We start from the raw sequence: 15,142 nt of genomic DNA on the forward strand, positions 1-15,142 counted from the left end.
TCTTAATAAGTCCGCGCTTTTGGCGGGAATGCTTCACGAGTCTTCGGTTGCATGTTCACTTCACGCTTCACCATGGACTCATCTTCTGGGCGATAAACACTGTGGCACAGCCAGTTCGCGTCATCGCGCTCTGGGAAGTCTGCACGGCTGTGCGCGCCACGACTTTCCGTGCGGAAGTTCGCTGCAACTGCCGTTGAGTAGGCAGTTTCCATCAGGTTATCGAGCTCTAAACACTCAATACGCTGGGTGTTGAAATCGCTGCTGTTGTCGTCCAGACGTGCATGTTTCAAACGCTCGCGGATTTCTTTCAGCTGCTCAAGACCTTCAGCCATGGCGTCGCCTTCACGGAACACCGAGAAGTTCAATTGCATGCACTGTTGTAGGTCTTTACGGATTTGGAACGGATCCTCACCCTTCTGCGTTTCATTCCAACGATTTGTGCGTGCCATGGCAGCATCAACGTCGTCTTTCGACGCTTCACGTGCTTCGGTGTTCGCCGCTAAGGCTTCACCGAGGTGTAAGCCGGTTGCGCGACCGAAGACCACTAGGTCAAGCAGTGAATTACCGCCAAGGCGGTTAGCACCGTGGACAGAGACACAAGCAATTTCACCACAGGCAAACAAGCCTTGAATTGGCGTGGCATTACCATTGGCGTCAATTTGTAAACACTGACCGTTCACATCCGTTGGCACACCACCCATCATATAGTGACAGGTTGGAATCACTGGAATTGGCTCAACCGCTGGGTCAACGTGAGCAAACGTCTTCGACAAATCACAGACGCCCGGTAACCGTGACTCCAGCGTTTCGCGACCTAAATGGTCGAGTTTCAGCTTGATGTGTGGACCCCAAGGACCATCACAGCCACGACCTTCACGGATTTCTGTCATCATTGAACGGGCAACAACGTCACGACCAGCTAGGTCTTTCGCGTTTGGTGCGTAGCGTTCCATGAAGCGCTCACCGTCTTTGTTCAACAGGTAACCACCTTCACCACGGCAACCTTCAGTGACCAAGGTGCCCGCACCGGCAATACCGGTTGGGTGGAATTGCCACATTTCCATATCTTGCATTGGTGCACCGGCACGAATGGCCATACCAACACCATCACCGGTGTTAATGTGGGCGTTCGTGGTTGAGGCGAAAATACGACCCGCACCACCCGTTGCCAAGACCACAGCTTTCGCTTTGATGTGGTACATGTCGCCGGTTTCAATTTCAATGGCGGTTACACCAGTGACCGCGCCGTCTTGGTTTTTCACTAAATCAAGTGCGTACCATTCTGACAACACGGTTGTTTTGTTCTTGACGTTTTGCTGATATAGCAAGTGCAATAGCGCATGACCGGTACGGTCTGCCGCTGCTGCAGTACGTGCCGCTTGCTCGCCACCGAATTCTTTCGATTGGCCACCAAACGGACGCTGATAAATACGGCCATCTTCAAAACGCGAGAACGGCAAACCCATATTCTCAAGTTCTAAAATGGCTTCTGGACCGGTTTTACACATGTACTCGATGGCGTCTTGGTCACCGATATAGTCCGAACCTTTGACGGTGTCGAACATGTGCCATTCCCAGTTGTCTTCATGGGCGTTACCTAACGCAACAGTGATACCACCCTGCGCCGACACCGTATGAGAACGCGTTGGGAATACTTTTGACATCAGCGCACAGCTCATGCCGTTTTCAGAAATTTGCAGCGCAGCACGCATACCAGCACCACCGGCGCCAATCACCACTGCGTCAAATTGGAGTTCTTTTAACTTGCTCACTTACACACCCCACAATACGAATAAGCCGGTGAACCAATACACAACGAGAGCAATAACAAAAATATATTGAATAACGCCGCGTAAACGAGAACATTTCACATAGTCTGTTAACACTTGCCAGATACCGATCCAGCCGTGAATTAATAAACCAGTGAGCGTGAGTAAAGTGAAGACTTTCATGGCTAAGTTGCTGTACAAACCAACCCAGACTTCATAAGTAACGACTGGCGTTGATAAGAACCAACACACCATAAAAATCAGATAAGCGGCCATAATTACCGCTGAAGCGCGCAGCAGAATGAAATCGTGCGTGCCACTACGGCCAAATGTTGATGCAATTTTTACCATAACCAAATCCCCGCCAGAATCGCCAGAATCACGCCACCTGCAATGGCGAGCAATGCTGTAGTTTTACCGGATTCTTTCTCTTCACCGAAACCCAAGTCCATAAAGATATGGCGGATACCGGCGAGCAAGTGATAACCGATCGCGGCAAGGAAGCCCCAAACTACAAAACGCACAACCGGATGTTCAAATACGCTTTGTGCTTCAGCGAAGCCTTGAGGTGAGCTGAGTGACTTAGCCAGCAGCCAAACTAAAAGTCCGACTAAAACGAGCATAATCACACCAGATACCCGGTGGAGAATCGACGACAGTGCCGCCGGAGGTAACTTGATGGTACTCAAGTCGAGGTTAACAGGTCTTTGTTTTTTCACTAGTGTTTGCCTTTTCTGAAAACGCTGTTGAAATCAGTGCGCTAAAGTATATCGGGCGCGCTGTACAATTACAATTACCTAGCTAGGCTAATTCTGGTTCACGACAATCAGTAATTTCCTTGTGAAAATCAGCTTTTGGTCTCTCAACAATCCCTAGCAATTAGACTAAAGTTGTAGCCTGAAATTAGTAGTCATCCAAACAACTACCCTTTACGTTAAATTGACAGATACCCCCAAGATCAAGTAAAACTAGCGCACTTTTTTTACCCAGACGCACAGAATACAAGGAGATTTCCATGGCTGAGCGTAACGCCACTATTCAAATCGATGGCAACAGTATCGAGCTGCCGGTGCTTTCAGGCACCGCCGGGCACGATGTAATTGATGTACGGACCCTTGGCAAGCACGGCTACTTCACGTTCGACCCTGGCTTCCTCGCAACCGGCTCTTGTGAATCAAAGATCACCTATATCGATGGTGACAACGGTGTTTTATTGCATCGCGGTTATCCAATCGAACAGTTAGCAACCGAAGCTGACTACCTCGAAGTTTGTTATATGTTGATTCACGGTGAAGCGCCGTCTGCGGAGCAATACGCAACATTTAAGAAGACGATTACCAAGCACACCATGGTGCATCAAGGGATTCATGAGTTCTTCGGCGGTTTCCGTCGTGACGCTCACCCAATGGCGATGCTATGTGCGGTGACTGGTGCGCTGTCGTCCTTCTATCACGATGATCTCAACATCGCTGATGCCGAGCAGCGCGTCCGTAGTGCATATCGTTTAATTGCGAAGATCCCTACGATTGCGGCCATGTGTTACAAGCACAACATTGGTCAGCCGTTTGTTTATCCGCGCAATGATTTAAGCTATTCAGAGAACTTCCTGAACATGATGTTCTCGGTTCCAGCTGAAGATTACAAAATCAGCCCAGTGATTGCGAAAGCAATGGATCGTATCTTCACGTTGCACGCAGATCATGAACAAAACGCATCGACGTCAACCGTTCGTTTGGCCGGCTCATCGGGCGCAAACCCATATGCGTGTATCGCAGCAGGTGTTGCCTCACTTTGGGGTCCTGCTCACGGTGGCGCGAACGAAGCCTGTTTGAAAATGCTAGCGGAAATCGGTTCAGTCGATCGAATTCCTGAGTTCATCACCAAAGCCAAAGACAAAAACGACCCGTTCCGTTTAATGGGCTTCGGTCACCGCGTGTACAAGAACTTTGACCCGCGCGCGAAAGTTATGCGTGAAACCTGTCATGAAGTTCTGAGCGAATTGAACATCAAGGATCCGTTGTTGGACGTTGCCATGGAACTTGAGCGCATCGCCCTCGAAGATCAGTACTTCGTTGAGAAGAAACTCTACCCTAACGTCGATTTCTACTCGGGTATTATCTTGAAAGCGATTGGTATTCCAACCAACATGTTTACCGTGATTTTTGCCCTGTCACGTACTGTTGGCTGGATTTCACACTGGCACGAAATGCTCAGTGAACCGAATCAGAAAATCGGCCGCCCGCGTCAGCTTTACACCGGTGAAGCACAACGTGAGTTCAAGCCTCTCAGCAAATAACTTGCTGTTCGTTCAATAAAGATACCCCCAATTCCGGACGGTTTTGGGGGTATTTTTTTAACTGCGAATGAGTTGCTCTCCCATAGCTCACATGCGATTATGTTTTTCTTATTTGTTCACGCGAGTTACACAATCCTATGCCCGTTCTGTTACACCGGCCATTGCCAGCAATTGAAACGTTACAAGCAGAGGGACTTGATATACGTTATGCACCGAAAGAACGCGGCGACATTCGCATTGGCTTTTTAAACCTGATGCCAGATAAAATAACGACGGAACGGCAATGGCTGCGACTATTTGCGCAGGTCGATGCGACGATCGAATTCCATTTTTTATTTCTGAATCGCTGGGTCCCAAAGACAACCCCAATTGAACATATTCGTCGCTACTATTCACCCGTCAGTGACTTGTTAAAGCTTGACGCGTTGGTGATTTCTGGTGCGCCACTTGGCACCAAAGAGTATGAAGAAGTCGGTTACTGGGACGAACTCTGCGAAGTCTTTGACTATGCGGATGACATTGCCCAAACCGTCTTGTATTTGTGTTGGGCAGCCAATGCCGCTTTATTTCACGATTACAATATTCCACGCAAGCAAAAAGCACGCAAAATTAGTGGTGTCTATGGTCATCGGATCGTGCGGCCACATCCGCTCATCGAAGGCTTACCAAACGGTGTTCAATTTCCCCATTCGCGTCACGCGGAAGCACGCCAACATCAGTTATTTGCCCATAATGAACTGCAGGTTCTCTTGCATGCACCAAATGCGGGTACGTTTTTGGCGGTCGATGAATTGCGTCGGCGAGCCTTCTTGCTCGGTCATCCCGAGTACGAAGGTGATACGCTCTACACTGAGTTTCGCCGCGATTTCGACAAGGGCCTCTTGCCACACCCGCCGGAATATTACTTTGTCGATGAAGAAGCTAGCGAACTGCCAGAGCCATTCTGGCAAGCCTCCGGTGTGCAGCTGCTGCAAAATTGGCTACACAATTGGATTAAAAAATAACATCAGAAACAAAGATCGACGCAGCCTACAAGCCACGTCGACCTACTCTCCCGCTTTGCTATTTAGGCACTTTTCAGATGTGCGCGTTGCGAAGCCTGGAGAGCTTGTTCTAAGTCAGCAATAATATCGTCAATATGCTCGATACCAATCGACAAGCGCACTAAATTTTCACTCACGCCTGCCTTCGCCAGCTCTTGCAGCGACAATTGTCTATGGGTAGTCGATGCCGGATGACACGCTAAGGACTTGGCATCACCGATATTGACCAGACGCAAGAATAATTGCAGTGCGTCGATAAAATTCACCGCTGCTTGATGCCCGCCTTTTACTGCGAAACTGAGAATACCTGAACCTTTGCCTTGGGTAATTTTCTCTGCCAAGGCGTGATGTTTATCGGTCGCAAGACCGGCATAGTTCACCCACTCTACCGCAGGATGTTGCTGCAGGTATTCGGCGACACGTTGGGTATTTTCGCAGTGACGTTCCATCCGCAAAGCCAACGTTTCCAACCCTTGCAGAAAATTAAAAGCACTTTGTGCGGACAGCGCTGAACCGGTATTTCGTAACGGTACCACGCGGGCGCGTCCGATAAACGCCGCCGGCCCTAATGCTTCGGTGTACACCACACCATGGTAGGACGGATCTGGTTTATTCAATTGCGGAAACTTCTCCGGATAGTCGGCCCAAGGAAACTTGCCACTATCGACAATAATCCCGCCTATCGTCGTACCGTGACCACCGATGTACTTCGTCAGTGCATGCACGACGATATCTGCACCAAATTCAATCGGTTTACACAACACCGGTGTGGGCACGGTATTGTCAACCACCAAGGGAATACCGTGCGCGTGCGCAATTTCGGCTAATCGCTGAATATCGACGACGTTACCCGCGGGATTGCCGATAGACTCACAAAAAAGCAGTTTCGTTTTATCATCAATTAATGCTGCGATGCCGGCGTAGTCATCCGCGTCCGCAAAGCGCACGTCAATGCCTTGCTGTGGCAACGAATGGGCGAAGAAATTATACGTACCGCCATAGAGCTGACTGATGCTGACAATATTGTCGCCGGCTGCAGTAATGGTTTGAATGGTGTAGTTAATCGCCGCCATACCCGAAGCAACAGCTAACGCTCCAACACCACCTTCGATGGCCGCTAAGCGCTGTTCGAGCACCGCATTGGTTGGATTCATGATCCGCGAATAAATATTCCCCTCTTCTTTGAGATCAAAAAGATCAGCGCCGTGCTGGGTATCACGAAAGGTAAAGGAGGTGGTTTGATAAATCGGCACCGCGGCTGCTCGGGTCGTCGCTTCCGCCGAATATCCATGATGTAACGCTAAAGTTTCTAATCGCATGTTGTAAGCTCCTGATTGTGTTTTTTGGCATTCTAGCCATTTAGCCATCTAAATGTCTACTGTTTTTTTTATTCCGGCTCCGAGCACTAATCGATTTTCATTCTGGCTCGGAGGCGGAATTCATTTTTTTTCGGCTCGGTGCCAAAACGTCGTCACCGCTGTCAGACATTTATCAATGTGCGAAATCACATGTGTGAAAAAAGCTATCCGTTAGTGATATTGGCTAACAAATTCGTTCATTAGAGACTTTTAATGGATCGTCATGTCTCTATAAATCAGTAAGTTATAAATATTTTATTAAGTTGGCATGGTTCTCGCATATTCATCGGAAAGTAACTTCGGAATGACGGACTATTAAAATGAACACTATCTTTGCTCGTACAGCTATTTTCGGACTCACCAGCGCCCTGCTGCTTTCATTGACTGCTTGCGGTAATGCTGGCGGTGCGCACATGTCAAATCAGCAACCGGCCGCTGAACGCGGTGTGCCGGTTGAAGCCATGCTGGTCAGTCGCGGTGCCGTGCGTGCTAGCCTGCAGGCAAGTGCCATCCTCGAAGCGGAAGAAGAAACCGACGTGATCGCTCGCGTTAGCGGCATCGTCGAAGAAGTTTTGGTTGAAGAAGGTGATTATGTTGAACAGGGTCAGCCGCTTGCTCGCATTGAATCGGCGCGTTATCGCTTGGTTCGTGATCAAATTGCCGCCGAACTGCGTGGTGTCGAACAAGAGTTAACCCGTATGAAGCAGCTGGCACAGCAGCAAATGGTCAGTACCGAGCAACTCGAGCGGTTACAGTCTCGTCATGACGCGCTCGACGCACAGTTGCAAATCGCCCAACTCGACTTCAGTGAAAGTGTCATTCGCGCGCCAATCAGTGGTCATATTGCCCATCGCTTTGTGAAAACGGGCAACATGATTCAGGCCTATCAACAAAAAGCACTCTTTCATATCGTCAATGACAGTAATCTGCGTGCTACCGTGCATTTACCTGAGCATGCACTCAATAGCATCCGCACTGGCCAGAGCGCTGATCTTGAGCTGCAAGCGAGTAATTTAACGCAGCAAGTTCATGCTCATGTTACGCGCATTAGCCCAGTGATTGATGCAGCTTCCGGTACCTTCCGAGCGGTGTTAAATATCGATAACAGCGACCACACCTTGCGTGCAGGTATGTTCGCTCGGGTTAAACTACACTACGCTGAGAAAGACAACGTCATCCGCATTCCGCATCAAGCACTAATTCGCGTTGACCACAGTAACTATGTGTTTGTCGTCAATGACAATAAAGCGCAGCGAATTGAAGTGAATACCGGTATTCGCGAGAACGGTTGGATTGAAGTCGTGCAAGGTATCACTGAAGGTACCTCAGTGATTGTAACCGGTCAGAATACGCTTCGTGACGACGCACTCATTGAAGTCATTCAGCTTTAATTTTAGCCTTTGCTAGCGAGAATAATCATGAACAATAAAGGTATCGCAGCGCTTGCCGTTCGCCGTCCGGTCACCATTACCATGGTCACCTTGGCCATCATTTTATTCGGTTTTGTTGGCCTCGGTCGCTTACCGGTCAATCTCTTGCCCGATCTGAGTTATCCAACCCTTACCGTACGGACGGCTTACCCCGGTGCCGCACCATTGGAAATTGAGCAACTGATCAATCGGCCTTTGGAAGAGACCCTTGGTACCGTCCGCGGTGTCCGCAGCATCACCTCCTACGCCCGCGCAGGCCAGTCGGATATCGTTCTCGAGTTTGTTTGGGGTACTGACATGGACTACGCCAGTATCGAAGTGCGTGAAAAAATGGACATGGTCATGCTCCCGCTCGACGTTGAAAAGCCAGTACTCCTGCGCTTTAACCCCAATCTCGAACCGATCATGCGCTTAGCGTTGGCCAACCCGCAACAATCCAGCGCCAGCGCACTGCAAGAGATGCGCCGCTATGCCGACGATGAACTCAAGCGTCAAATTGAAAGCATTACCGGTGTAGCTGCCGTGCGAATCGGCGGCGGCTACGAAGACGAAGTGCAAGTTCTCATTGATCAGCAACGTGCCAGTCAGCTCGACATTGATATGCAAGTCATTGTCCAGCGTTTACGTGCAGAGAATATGAACCAAGCCGGTGGTCGTGTGCAGAGTGGCCGCCAAGAATTTCTCGTCCGTACCGTTAATCAATTCCAAAGTCTTGACGACATTGGCAACATCTACATTGCAACCCGCAATGGCGCCGCCATTCAGCTCAAAGATATTGCTGAAATTCGCAGCGGCTACAAAGACCGCACGTCCATCAGCCGAGTCAATGGTACCGAAAGCATTGAGTTAAACCTGTACCGTGAAGGCGATGCCAATACCGTTTTAGTCGCTGACGCTGTACGTTTCCGTTTGCCACACATTCAACGACAATTGCCCGCTGGCTATGAACTTGAAGTGCTTGCCGATCAGTCGACCTTTATTCGCAATGCGATTGCCGCCGTGAAAAGTAATGCAATTGTCGGTGGTCTCTTGGCCATGGGTGTCATTCTGCTGTTCCTGCGCCAGCTTGGACCAACCATTATTATTTCCTTGGCCATTCCGGTTTCGATTATTGCCACCTTCTTCTTTATGTTTCTCGGTGGTTTAAGCCTGAACTTAATGTCATTGGGAGGGATCGCGTTAGCGGTCGGTTTGCTCGTTGACAATGCCATTGTTGTGCTCGAAAACATCGACCGACGCAAACAGCTGGGTGATAACCAACGTGACGCTGCCGTGGTCGGAACTCAAGAAGTTGCCGGTGCAGTCACCGCCGCTACCTTGACCACCTTAGCGGTTTTTATTCCGCTTATTTTCGTCAGTGGCATGGCCGGTCAACTCTTCACCGATCAAGCGCTAACTGTGAGTTTTGCCTTAATTGCCTCACTTTTCGTCGCGCTCAGTCTTATTCCTATGCTGGCGAGTCGCGAGTTTAAACGTCATGCCCAGAGCATTGAGTCAGCAAACTCAGCAGCGCCCCCAACCCGACGCTGGGTGCGCTGGCTCACCTGGCCATTTCGCTTTCTTAGCCGCGTATTCTTTTACTGGCTGCCGGTTTTGGTATTTGCCGGCCTGCGAAAGTTAATCAAAGCGATGGGTCTTGCGTTGATTTGGCTATCACGCCCTATTGTCTGGGCATTTGAAGCTTTGATTAACACCGTCAGTCATCGCCACGCCAGTCTCCTCGCGTCCATGCAGCAGAAGCCTTGGCCCTATTTCCTGCTCTTTGCCACGTTGACGCTGGCTAGCTTTAGCCTTGCCCCGCGTTTGCAGGTCGAGCTCATTCCACAAATGGAGCAACGCGAGTTTTTTGTCGACATTGAACTGCCTCGCGGTACCCCGATTGCAGAAACAGACGCATTTATGGCCAAAGTTGCACAACGTTTGCAGACGGACAATCGCATTGAACGGAGCTATTCGGTCGCCGGCTCAGGCTCATTAATGCAGGTTAAAGCAAACCAAGGTGGTGACTTTTGGGGCCGCTTTTATGTTGTCATTGAACCGTCAGTAACTGCGGAGCAACGTGATCAAGTCATCGTTGATTTGCGCGACTTCCTTGATACCCAACCGGACGTACAAGCCACCATCGATTTCCCCGAGTTGGTCAGTATCGATTTGCCACTGGTCGTTGAACTTACCGGCTATGAGCTGGAGCCCTTGCTGACGGCAGCCGAAACGCTCTCACAAGCACTCACCGATCATGCAGACTTTGCCGACATCCGCAACGGATTGACCCGTGGTCAGCCAGAGTTAGAAATCATTTTTGACCACATGCGCATGGCTCATCTCGGTCTCACTGCACCCGACGTCGCCCGTTTGATTAGTACGCAAATTGGCGGCCAAGTCGCCACCCAGTATAATCTCAACGACCGTCAGATAGATATTCGTGTGCGCTTACCGGATTCGATTCGCCATGATCCGGCGAACGTCCAACAGTTGATCATTAATCCTGGTGGCAGCCCTGAAATTCCGCTTAGTGCTATTGCCACCATTCGCCAAGTTACCGGGCCGAGCGAGATCACGCGTCTCGCCCAACAACGTGTTGCCTTAATTAGCGCGACACCCGCCAGTGGTAATTTGAAATCAGCCGAGCAAAGTCTGCAACACATTCTGCACACCATCACGTTACCAGCCGGCGTTACTGCCACGGTTGGTGGCCAAAGTGAACTGGTTGAAGAATCATTTCAGTCGCTCATGCTAGCGCTGATGCTTGCGGTTTTCCTCGTTTACTTAGTCATGGCGTCGCAGTTTGAAAGTTTCGGCCACCCATTTTTAATTATGTTCTCGGTACCATTAGCCGGGGCAGGTTCCGTGATTGGCCTTTGGCTGACGGCAACACCATTGAGTGTGGTGGTGTTTATCGGCTTGATTATGCTGGCAGGAATTGTCGTCAACAACGCAATTGTCCTAGTCGATCGCATTAATCAGCTGCGTCAAGAAGGCGTTGAGAAAATCAGCGCCATTCAGCAAGCCGCTGCTCAGCGGTTACGTCCGATTTTGATGACGACACTGACCACCGTACTTGGCTTGATTCCTTTAGCGCTGGGAATTGGTGAAGGTGCGGAACTGAGCGCGAGTATGGCGATCACTGTGATTAGTGGTCTACTCTTTGCGACCCTGCTCACCCTTCTATTCATTCCGTTGGTTTATCAACTGTTTGACCGCAAGCAGTTCACCGCCGGAGGTCAGCATGACTAAGATCGAACAATTGAGTGCGCCGCTGGCAGCCTTTGCTATGCGCCGTCCGGTGACCGTATGCATGATCTTTCTTAGCTTGCTGTTGCTTGGACTGGTTTCTAGCCGCTTGTTACCTTTAGAAAAATTTCCTGGAATCGACATTCCACAAATCATGGTGCAAGTGCCCTACCCGGGAGCCACACCCGCTGAAGTCGAACGGCTGATCACGCGGCCACTCGAAGAAGCGCTGGCAACCATGTCTGGCATTCAGGAAATGAATTCGTTCTCGAATGCGGAAGGCGCAAACGTCAACCTTATGTTTCAGTGGAAAGACAATATTTCTGCACGCAGCATGGAAGCACGGGAACGCATCGAAAGTATGCGCCATCTGCTACCTGCGGATGTGGAGCGGGTGTTTATTTATCAGTTCAACACCGATGATATGCCGGTGTTACAGCTACGGATCTCGAGTCGCCAAGACCTTTCCTTAGCCTATGACCTGATTAATCGCCAGCTCAAGCAGCCTCTCGAGCGCCTTGAAGGTGTCTCGCGCGTCGCCTTGTACGGCGTTGACCAACGTGAAATTGTTATTCGCCTCAATCCGGAGCGGCTGACGGCTGCAAACCTGTCTACTAGCCAGGTCACACAAGTCCTCAATCGCGCTAATTTCACCATGAGCGCCGGCTATCTTGAATCTGATCTCGAACGCATCTTGGTCAAACCTGCAGGTGAGTTCCGCAATCTCGATGACATCCGCAGCTTGCCAATTACTCCGTTTATCACCGTGGGCGATATTGCAGACGTCAATTATGAATTGCCACGCCGCTTAGCCGGACGCCATTTTAATCAAACCTACGCAATTGGCATCGACATTTTTAAAGAGTCGAGTGCCAACTTGGTTGATGTTGCTCGTCTTGCCAGCGCCGTCATTGCCGACGCTCAAACCAGTTCATCGTTTCAAGGTATTGACCTAATGGTCATGGACAACACGGCCGAAAGCGTCACCACGTCGCTGCGCGACCTTCTACTGGCTGGTGGTATCGGTGCCATGTTATCGATCATCGTCTTATACTTATTCCTGCGCGACTGGCGGACAACCTTGATCATTGTCTTGTCTGTGCCGATCGCGATTTGCCTGACCCTCGGCGTCATGTATTTGCTCGGCTATAGCCTAAATATCCTATCCATGATGGGACTGATGCTGGCGGTCGGTATGTTGATCGACAATGCGGTGGTGGTTAGCGAAAGCATAAAGCATGAACAACAAGACGAACAGCGAGCAGGTCGCACCCCCGACCGCACCACGGTGCTAACCGGTAGTGCTCGCGTTTCCTTAGCGATTATCGCCGGTACACTGACAACCGCGATTGTGTTTATGCCCAATCTGTTTGGCCAGCAACACGAAATCACCATTTTCTTGGAACACGTTGCGATTGCAATTTGCATCTCCTTACTTGCGTCTTTGCTTATTGCACAAACCTTAATCCCACTTCTAATTAGCAAATTAAAGCCAGCTGAACTCCCGGCGCAACAGCGCCAAAGTCGTCTCAAAAACGGCTACTTAAAGAGCTTACGCTGGTCCCACCGGCATCCGAAAAGCACGACGTTTATTATGCTCGCCTTGTTAGCGAGTACTGCAATTCCGTTCGCCAACGTTGGTTCGAATCAAACCCAAACCGCTTATAACAATCGGCTGTTTATTAATTACAACATTACTGGCCAATATACCCTTGAGGAAGTGGAGCAAGAAGTGAGTCGTCTGGAAGCCTATTTATACGCGTTCAAAGATGACTTCGAAATCGACCATGTGTATAGCTACTTCACACCTGGATACGCTAATTCGGTGCTTCTATTAAAAGAAGAACGAACGCTTTCAGTCGCAGAAATACAGCGCCGCGTGCGCGAAAATATGCCGCCATTAGCACGCAGTAAACCGGTATTCGGCTTCCAAGGCGGTGCCCGTGACGGTGTCCAGATTACCTTGCAAGGGAGCTCGACGACCCAGCTTGAGACCCTAGCCAATGAGCTGATTCCAATTCTCGGGCGCATCGAAGGCCTGACCGACGTTCAAACTGACACCGGCAATGCCCAAGAGGAACTGCGCATCCGGATTAATCGTGAACAAGCGCAGCGCTTTGGTTTGAATACGCAGGAAGTCGCCGAACAAATTGCGGTAGCACTGCGTGGCCGAAACTTGCGCTCGTTCCGTCATCATCCGACGGGTGATGTGCGCATTCGCTTAACCTATCCGGAGTTGGTTTCTTTGTCGCTTGCTGAGTTGGAAAATCTGGTAATTGCCCGTCATGACCAAGCGTTGATCACCTTAATGCAAGTCGCGGAAATTGAGCAAATTCCACAACTCGGCACGGTGCGTCGTTTTGATCGGCAAACCGCGATTCGAATTAGCGCCAATCTCGATGGTTTATCCATTCCTGATGCGCGCACCGCAATTCAAGGGGTGATGGCGAACATTCATCTGCCCGACGGCTATCGTTGGTCGTTGGACGGCGGCTTCCGCACGCAACAGGAGCAAAATTCGATCATGATGATCAATATGCTCTTAGCTGTCGCTTTAGTGTATATGGTCATGGCGGCGCTATTTGAGTCCTTACTGCTCCCCTCGGCCGTCATTGGTTCACTGCTACTGGCACTGACCGGTGTGTTCTGGGGACTGGCAATTACCGGCTCACAAATTGAGATTATGGCCCTTATCGGCATGCTGATTCTAATGGGAATCGTGGTGAATAATGGCATTGTCTTAGTCGACGCCATTAATCAACAACGCGACTCGGGCATGGCCTTGGAAAACGCTATTATTGAAGCTGCTTCACGTCGTGTTCGGCCGATTCTAATGACCGTGGCCACCACCATTTTGGGCATGCTGCCACTGGCGCTCGGTGACACCCAAATCGGTGGCGATGGCCCGCCCTACACGCCCATGGCGATTACGATTATCTCTGGCTTGTTGTTCAGTACCATCACGAGTTTATACTTCGTGCCCCACGCGTATACTCGCCTTCTTGCATGGCGTGCGCATTGGGCCAAGGTTTGGCATACTAGCGGCGCGTTGACTTGGCGGCGGGAGCAAAAATGCCAGCATTAATTTTAATTACGATCGTATGGGCCTTTAGTTTTTCACTGATTGGCGAGTTTTTAAGCCGCGATGTAGACGCCTACATCGCGGTCTTTATCCGCATGATTTTTGCCTTAGCACTGCTGTTACCCTTTTTGAACATTGGCCATTTACAACGCCGTCAGCGACTGCAACTGATGGCAATTGGCGGCGTCCAAATTGGTCTCATGTATCTGCTGCTCTATCATGCTTTCTTGTATCTCAGCGTGGCTGAGGTTTTGCTGTTCACTATTTTTACGCCGTTATATATCACACTTATTGACGAGCGCATTCTGAATCGCAAGGCCTTACCAAAAGTCTGGTGGCTGGCAGCCCTGTTGTCGGTGATTGGTGCAGGGGTCATTCGTTACCAAGGTTTAAGTTCCGACTTCCTCATTGGCTTCCTACTCCTTCAAGGCGCTAATCTGTGCTTTGCGCTTGGTCAAGTCGCCTATAGACGCTTACCGCTCGGTTCCGATCGCGAGCAAGTCAAGGTCTACGGCTTGTTTTTCCTCGGTGCCACCTTAGTGTCAGGGCTCGGCATGTTGCTATTCGCTGATTTCACTCGCCTACCCACCACATGGGTGCACTGGAGCGTGCTTGTCTGGCTTGGATTCGGTGCCTCAGGAGTCGGCTATTTAATCTGGAGCATCGCCTCGAAAAAAGTCAACGTGGGTCAACTTGCAACCATGAATAACGCCTTAATTCCTGCCGGGCTGTTAGTCAATTTCCTGCTTTGGGGGCAAAACGTCAACTGGGCCACGTTAGCGTTAGGAGCTGTGATTATCTTTAGCGCTGTGTGGCTCGCCAGTTCCGTCCGGCGTTTACCCTAGTTTACGTTTTAGGACTTGATTTTTTCGCACAAAAGCGCCATATATAGAGTAATAGCAACGCAAAACGAAACCGCCTGTCTTGTGCAGG

General features: G+C 50.1%; 10 protein-coding genes. 6 read left to right on the top strand and 4 right to left on the bottom strand.

Annotated elements, in window-relative coordinates:
* Positions 1–2: 2 nt before the first annotated feature.
* From sdhA to sdhC, 3 genes are read right to left on the bottom strand one after another with little or no spacing between them, the layout of a single operon-like run.
* Positions 3–1,772: a succinate dehydrogenase flavoprotein subunit gene (sdhA, locus tag LAT77_RS09005; RefSeq protein WP_290564232.1), complete on the bottom strand. Its 1,770-nt coding sequence runs from the start codon at positions 1,770–1,772 to the stop codon at positions 3–5.
* Positions 1,773–2,120 carry a succinate dehydrogenase, hydrophobic membrane anchor protein gene (gene sdhD, locus LAT77_RS09010; RefSeq protein WP_290564233.1) on the bottom strand — a complete coding sequence of 116 codons (348 nt, stop codon included), beginning with the start codon at positions 2,118–2,120 and terminating at the stop codon, positions 1,773–1,775.
* On the bottom strand, positions 2,114–2,488 hold the full coding sequence (gene sdhC, locus LAT77_RS09015) for a succinate dehydrogenase, cytochrome b556 subunit (protein WP_290564234.1): 375 nt from the start codon (positions 2,486–2,488) through the stop codon (positions 2,114–2,116). Before sdhC ends, sdhD begins: the two co-directional genes overlap by 7 nt.
* A gap of 296 nt (positions 2,489–2,784) precedes the next feature.
* On the opposite strand from sdhC, the gene LAT77_RS09020 reads away from it, so the two are divergent.
* Together LAT77_RS09020 and LAT77_RS09025 are read left to right on the top strand one after the other, a co-directional pair.
* Positions 2,785–4,065: a citrate synthase gene (locus LAT77_RS09020; RefSeq protein ID WP_290564235.1), complete on the top strand. Its 1,281-nt coding sequence runs from the start codon at positions 2,785–2,787 to the stop codon at positions 4,063–4,065.
* 137 nt (positions 4,066–4,202) lie between these two features.
* Entirely contained in the window at positions 4,203–5,069 is an 867-nt protein-coding gene (locus tag LAT77_RS09025) for a homoserine O-succinyltransferase (protein WP_290564236.1), read from the top strand.
* Between the two features lie 62 nt (positions 5,070–5,131).
* Here LAT77_RS09025 and LAT77_RS09030 read toward each other — a convergent pair whose 3' ends face one another.
* Positions 5,132–6,427, bottom strand: a complete 1,296-nt coding sequence (locus LAT77_RS09030; protein ID WP_290564237.1) for an aminotransferase class I/II-fold pyridoxal phosphate-dependent enzyme — start codon at positions 6,425–6,427, stop codon at positions 5,132–5,134.
* 359 nt (positions 6,428–6,786) lie between these two features.
* Here LAT77_RS09030 and LAT77_RS09035 point away from each other — a divergent pair, with 359 nt between their 5' ends.
* Genes LAT77_RS09035 through LAT77_RS09050 form a run of 4 tightly spaced genes read left to right on the top strand, consistent with a single transcriptional unit; the run spans position 6,787 to position 15,054 of the window.
* Complete coding sequence (locus LAT77_RS09035; RefSeq protein ID WP_290564238.1) at positions 6,787–7,857, top strand: efflux RND transporter periplasmic adaptor subunit; 1,071 nt, start codon at positions 6,787–6,789, stop codon at positions 7,855–7,857.
* A gap of 27 nt (positions 7,858–7,884) precedes the next feature.
* Positions 7,885–11,130: an efflux RND transporter permease subunit gene (locus LAT77_RS09040; protein ID WP_290564239.1), complete on the top strand. Its 3,246-nt coding sequence runs from the start codon at positions 7,885–7,887 to the stop codon at positions 11,128–11,130.
* On the top strand, positions 11,123–14,212 hold the full coding sequence (locus tag LAT77_RS09045; RefSeq protein ID WP_290564240.1) for an efflux RND transporter permease subunit: 3,090 nt from the start codon (positions 11,123–11,125) through the stop codon (positions 14,210–14,212). The genes LAT77_RS09040 and LAT77_RS09045 overlap by 8 nt, the downstream gene beginning before the upstream one ends.
* Positions 14,200–15,054, top strand: a complete 855-nt coding sequence (locus LAT77_RS09050; protein WP_290564241.1) for an EamA family transporter — start codon at positions 14,200–14,202, stop codon at positions 15,052–15,054. Before LAT77_RS09045 ends, LAT77_RS09050 begins: the two co-directional genes overlap by 13 nt.
* Positions 15,055–15,142: the final 88 nt, after the last annotated feature.

It is taken from the genome of Aliidiomarina sp., assembly GCF_022565475.1.
GTDB lineage: Bacteria > Pseudomonadota > Gammaproteobacteria > Enterobacterales > Alteromonadaceae > Aliidiomarina.

What these genes read in the sequence shown, in the direction of transcription:
- LAT77_RS09050 (WP_290564241.1), top strand. Translation starts at nt 14,200, where the DNA reads ATGCCAGCATTAATTTTAATTACGATCGTATGGGCCTTTAGTTTTTCA.
- LAT77_RS09020 (WP_290564235.1), top strand. Translation starts at nt 2,785, where the DNA reads ATGGCTGAGCGTAACGCCACTATTCAAATCGATGGCAACAGTATCGAG.
- LAT77_RS09040 (WP_290564239.1), top strand. Translation starts at nt 7,885, where the DNA reads ATGAACAATAAAGGTATCGCAGCGCTTGCCGTTCGCCGTCCGGTCACC.
- LAT77_RS09030 (WP_290564237.1), bottom strand. Translation starts at nt 6,427, where the DNA reads ATGCGATTAGAAACTTTAGCGTTACATCATGGATATTCGGCGGAAGCG.
- sdhD (WP_290564233.1), bottom strand. Translation starts at nt 2,120, where the DNA reads ATGGTAAAAATTGCATCAACATTTGGCCGTAGTGGCACGCACGATTTC.
- LAT77_RS09025 (WP_290564236.1), top strand. Translation starts at nt 4,203, where the DNA reads ATGCCCGTTCTGTTACACCGGCCATTGCCAGCAATTGAAACGTTACAA.
- LAT77_RS09035 (WP_290564238.1), top strand. Translation starts at nt 6,787, where the DNA reads ATGAACACTATCTTTGCTCGTACAGCTATTTTCGGACTCACCAGCGCC.
- LAT77_RS09045 (WP_290564240.1), top strand. Translation starts at nt 11,123, where the DNA reads ATGACTAAGATCGAACAATTGAGTGCGCCGCTGGCAGCCTTTGCTATG.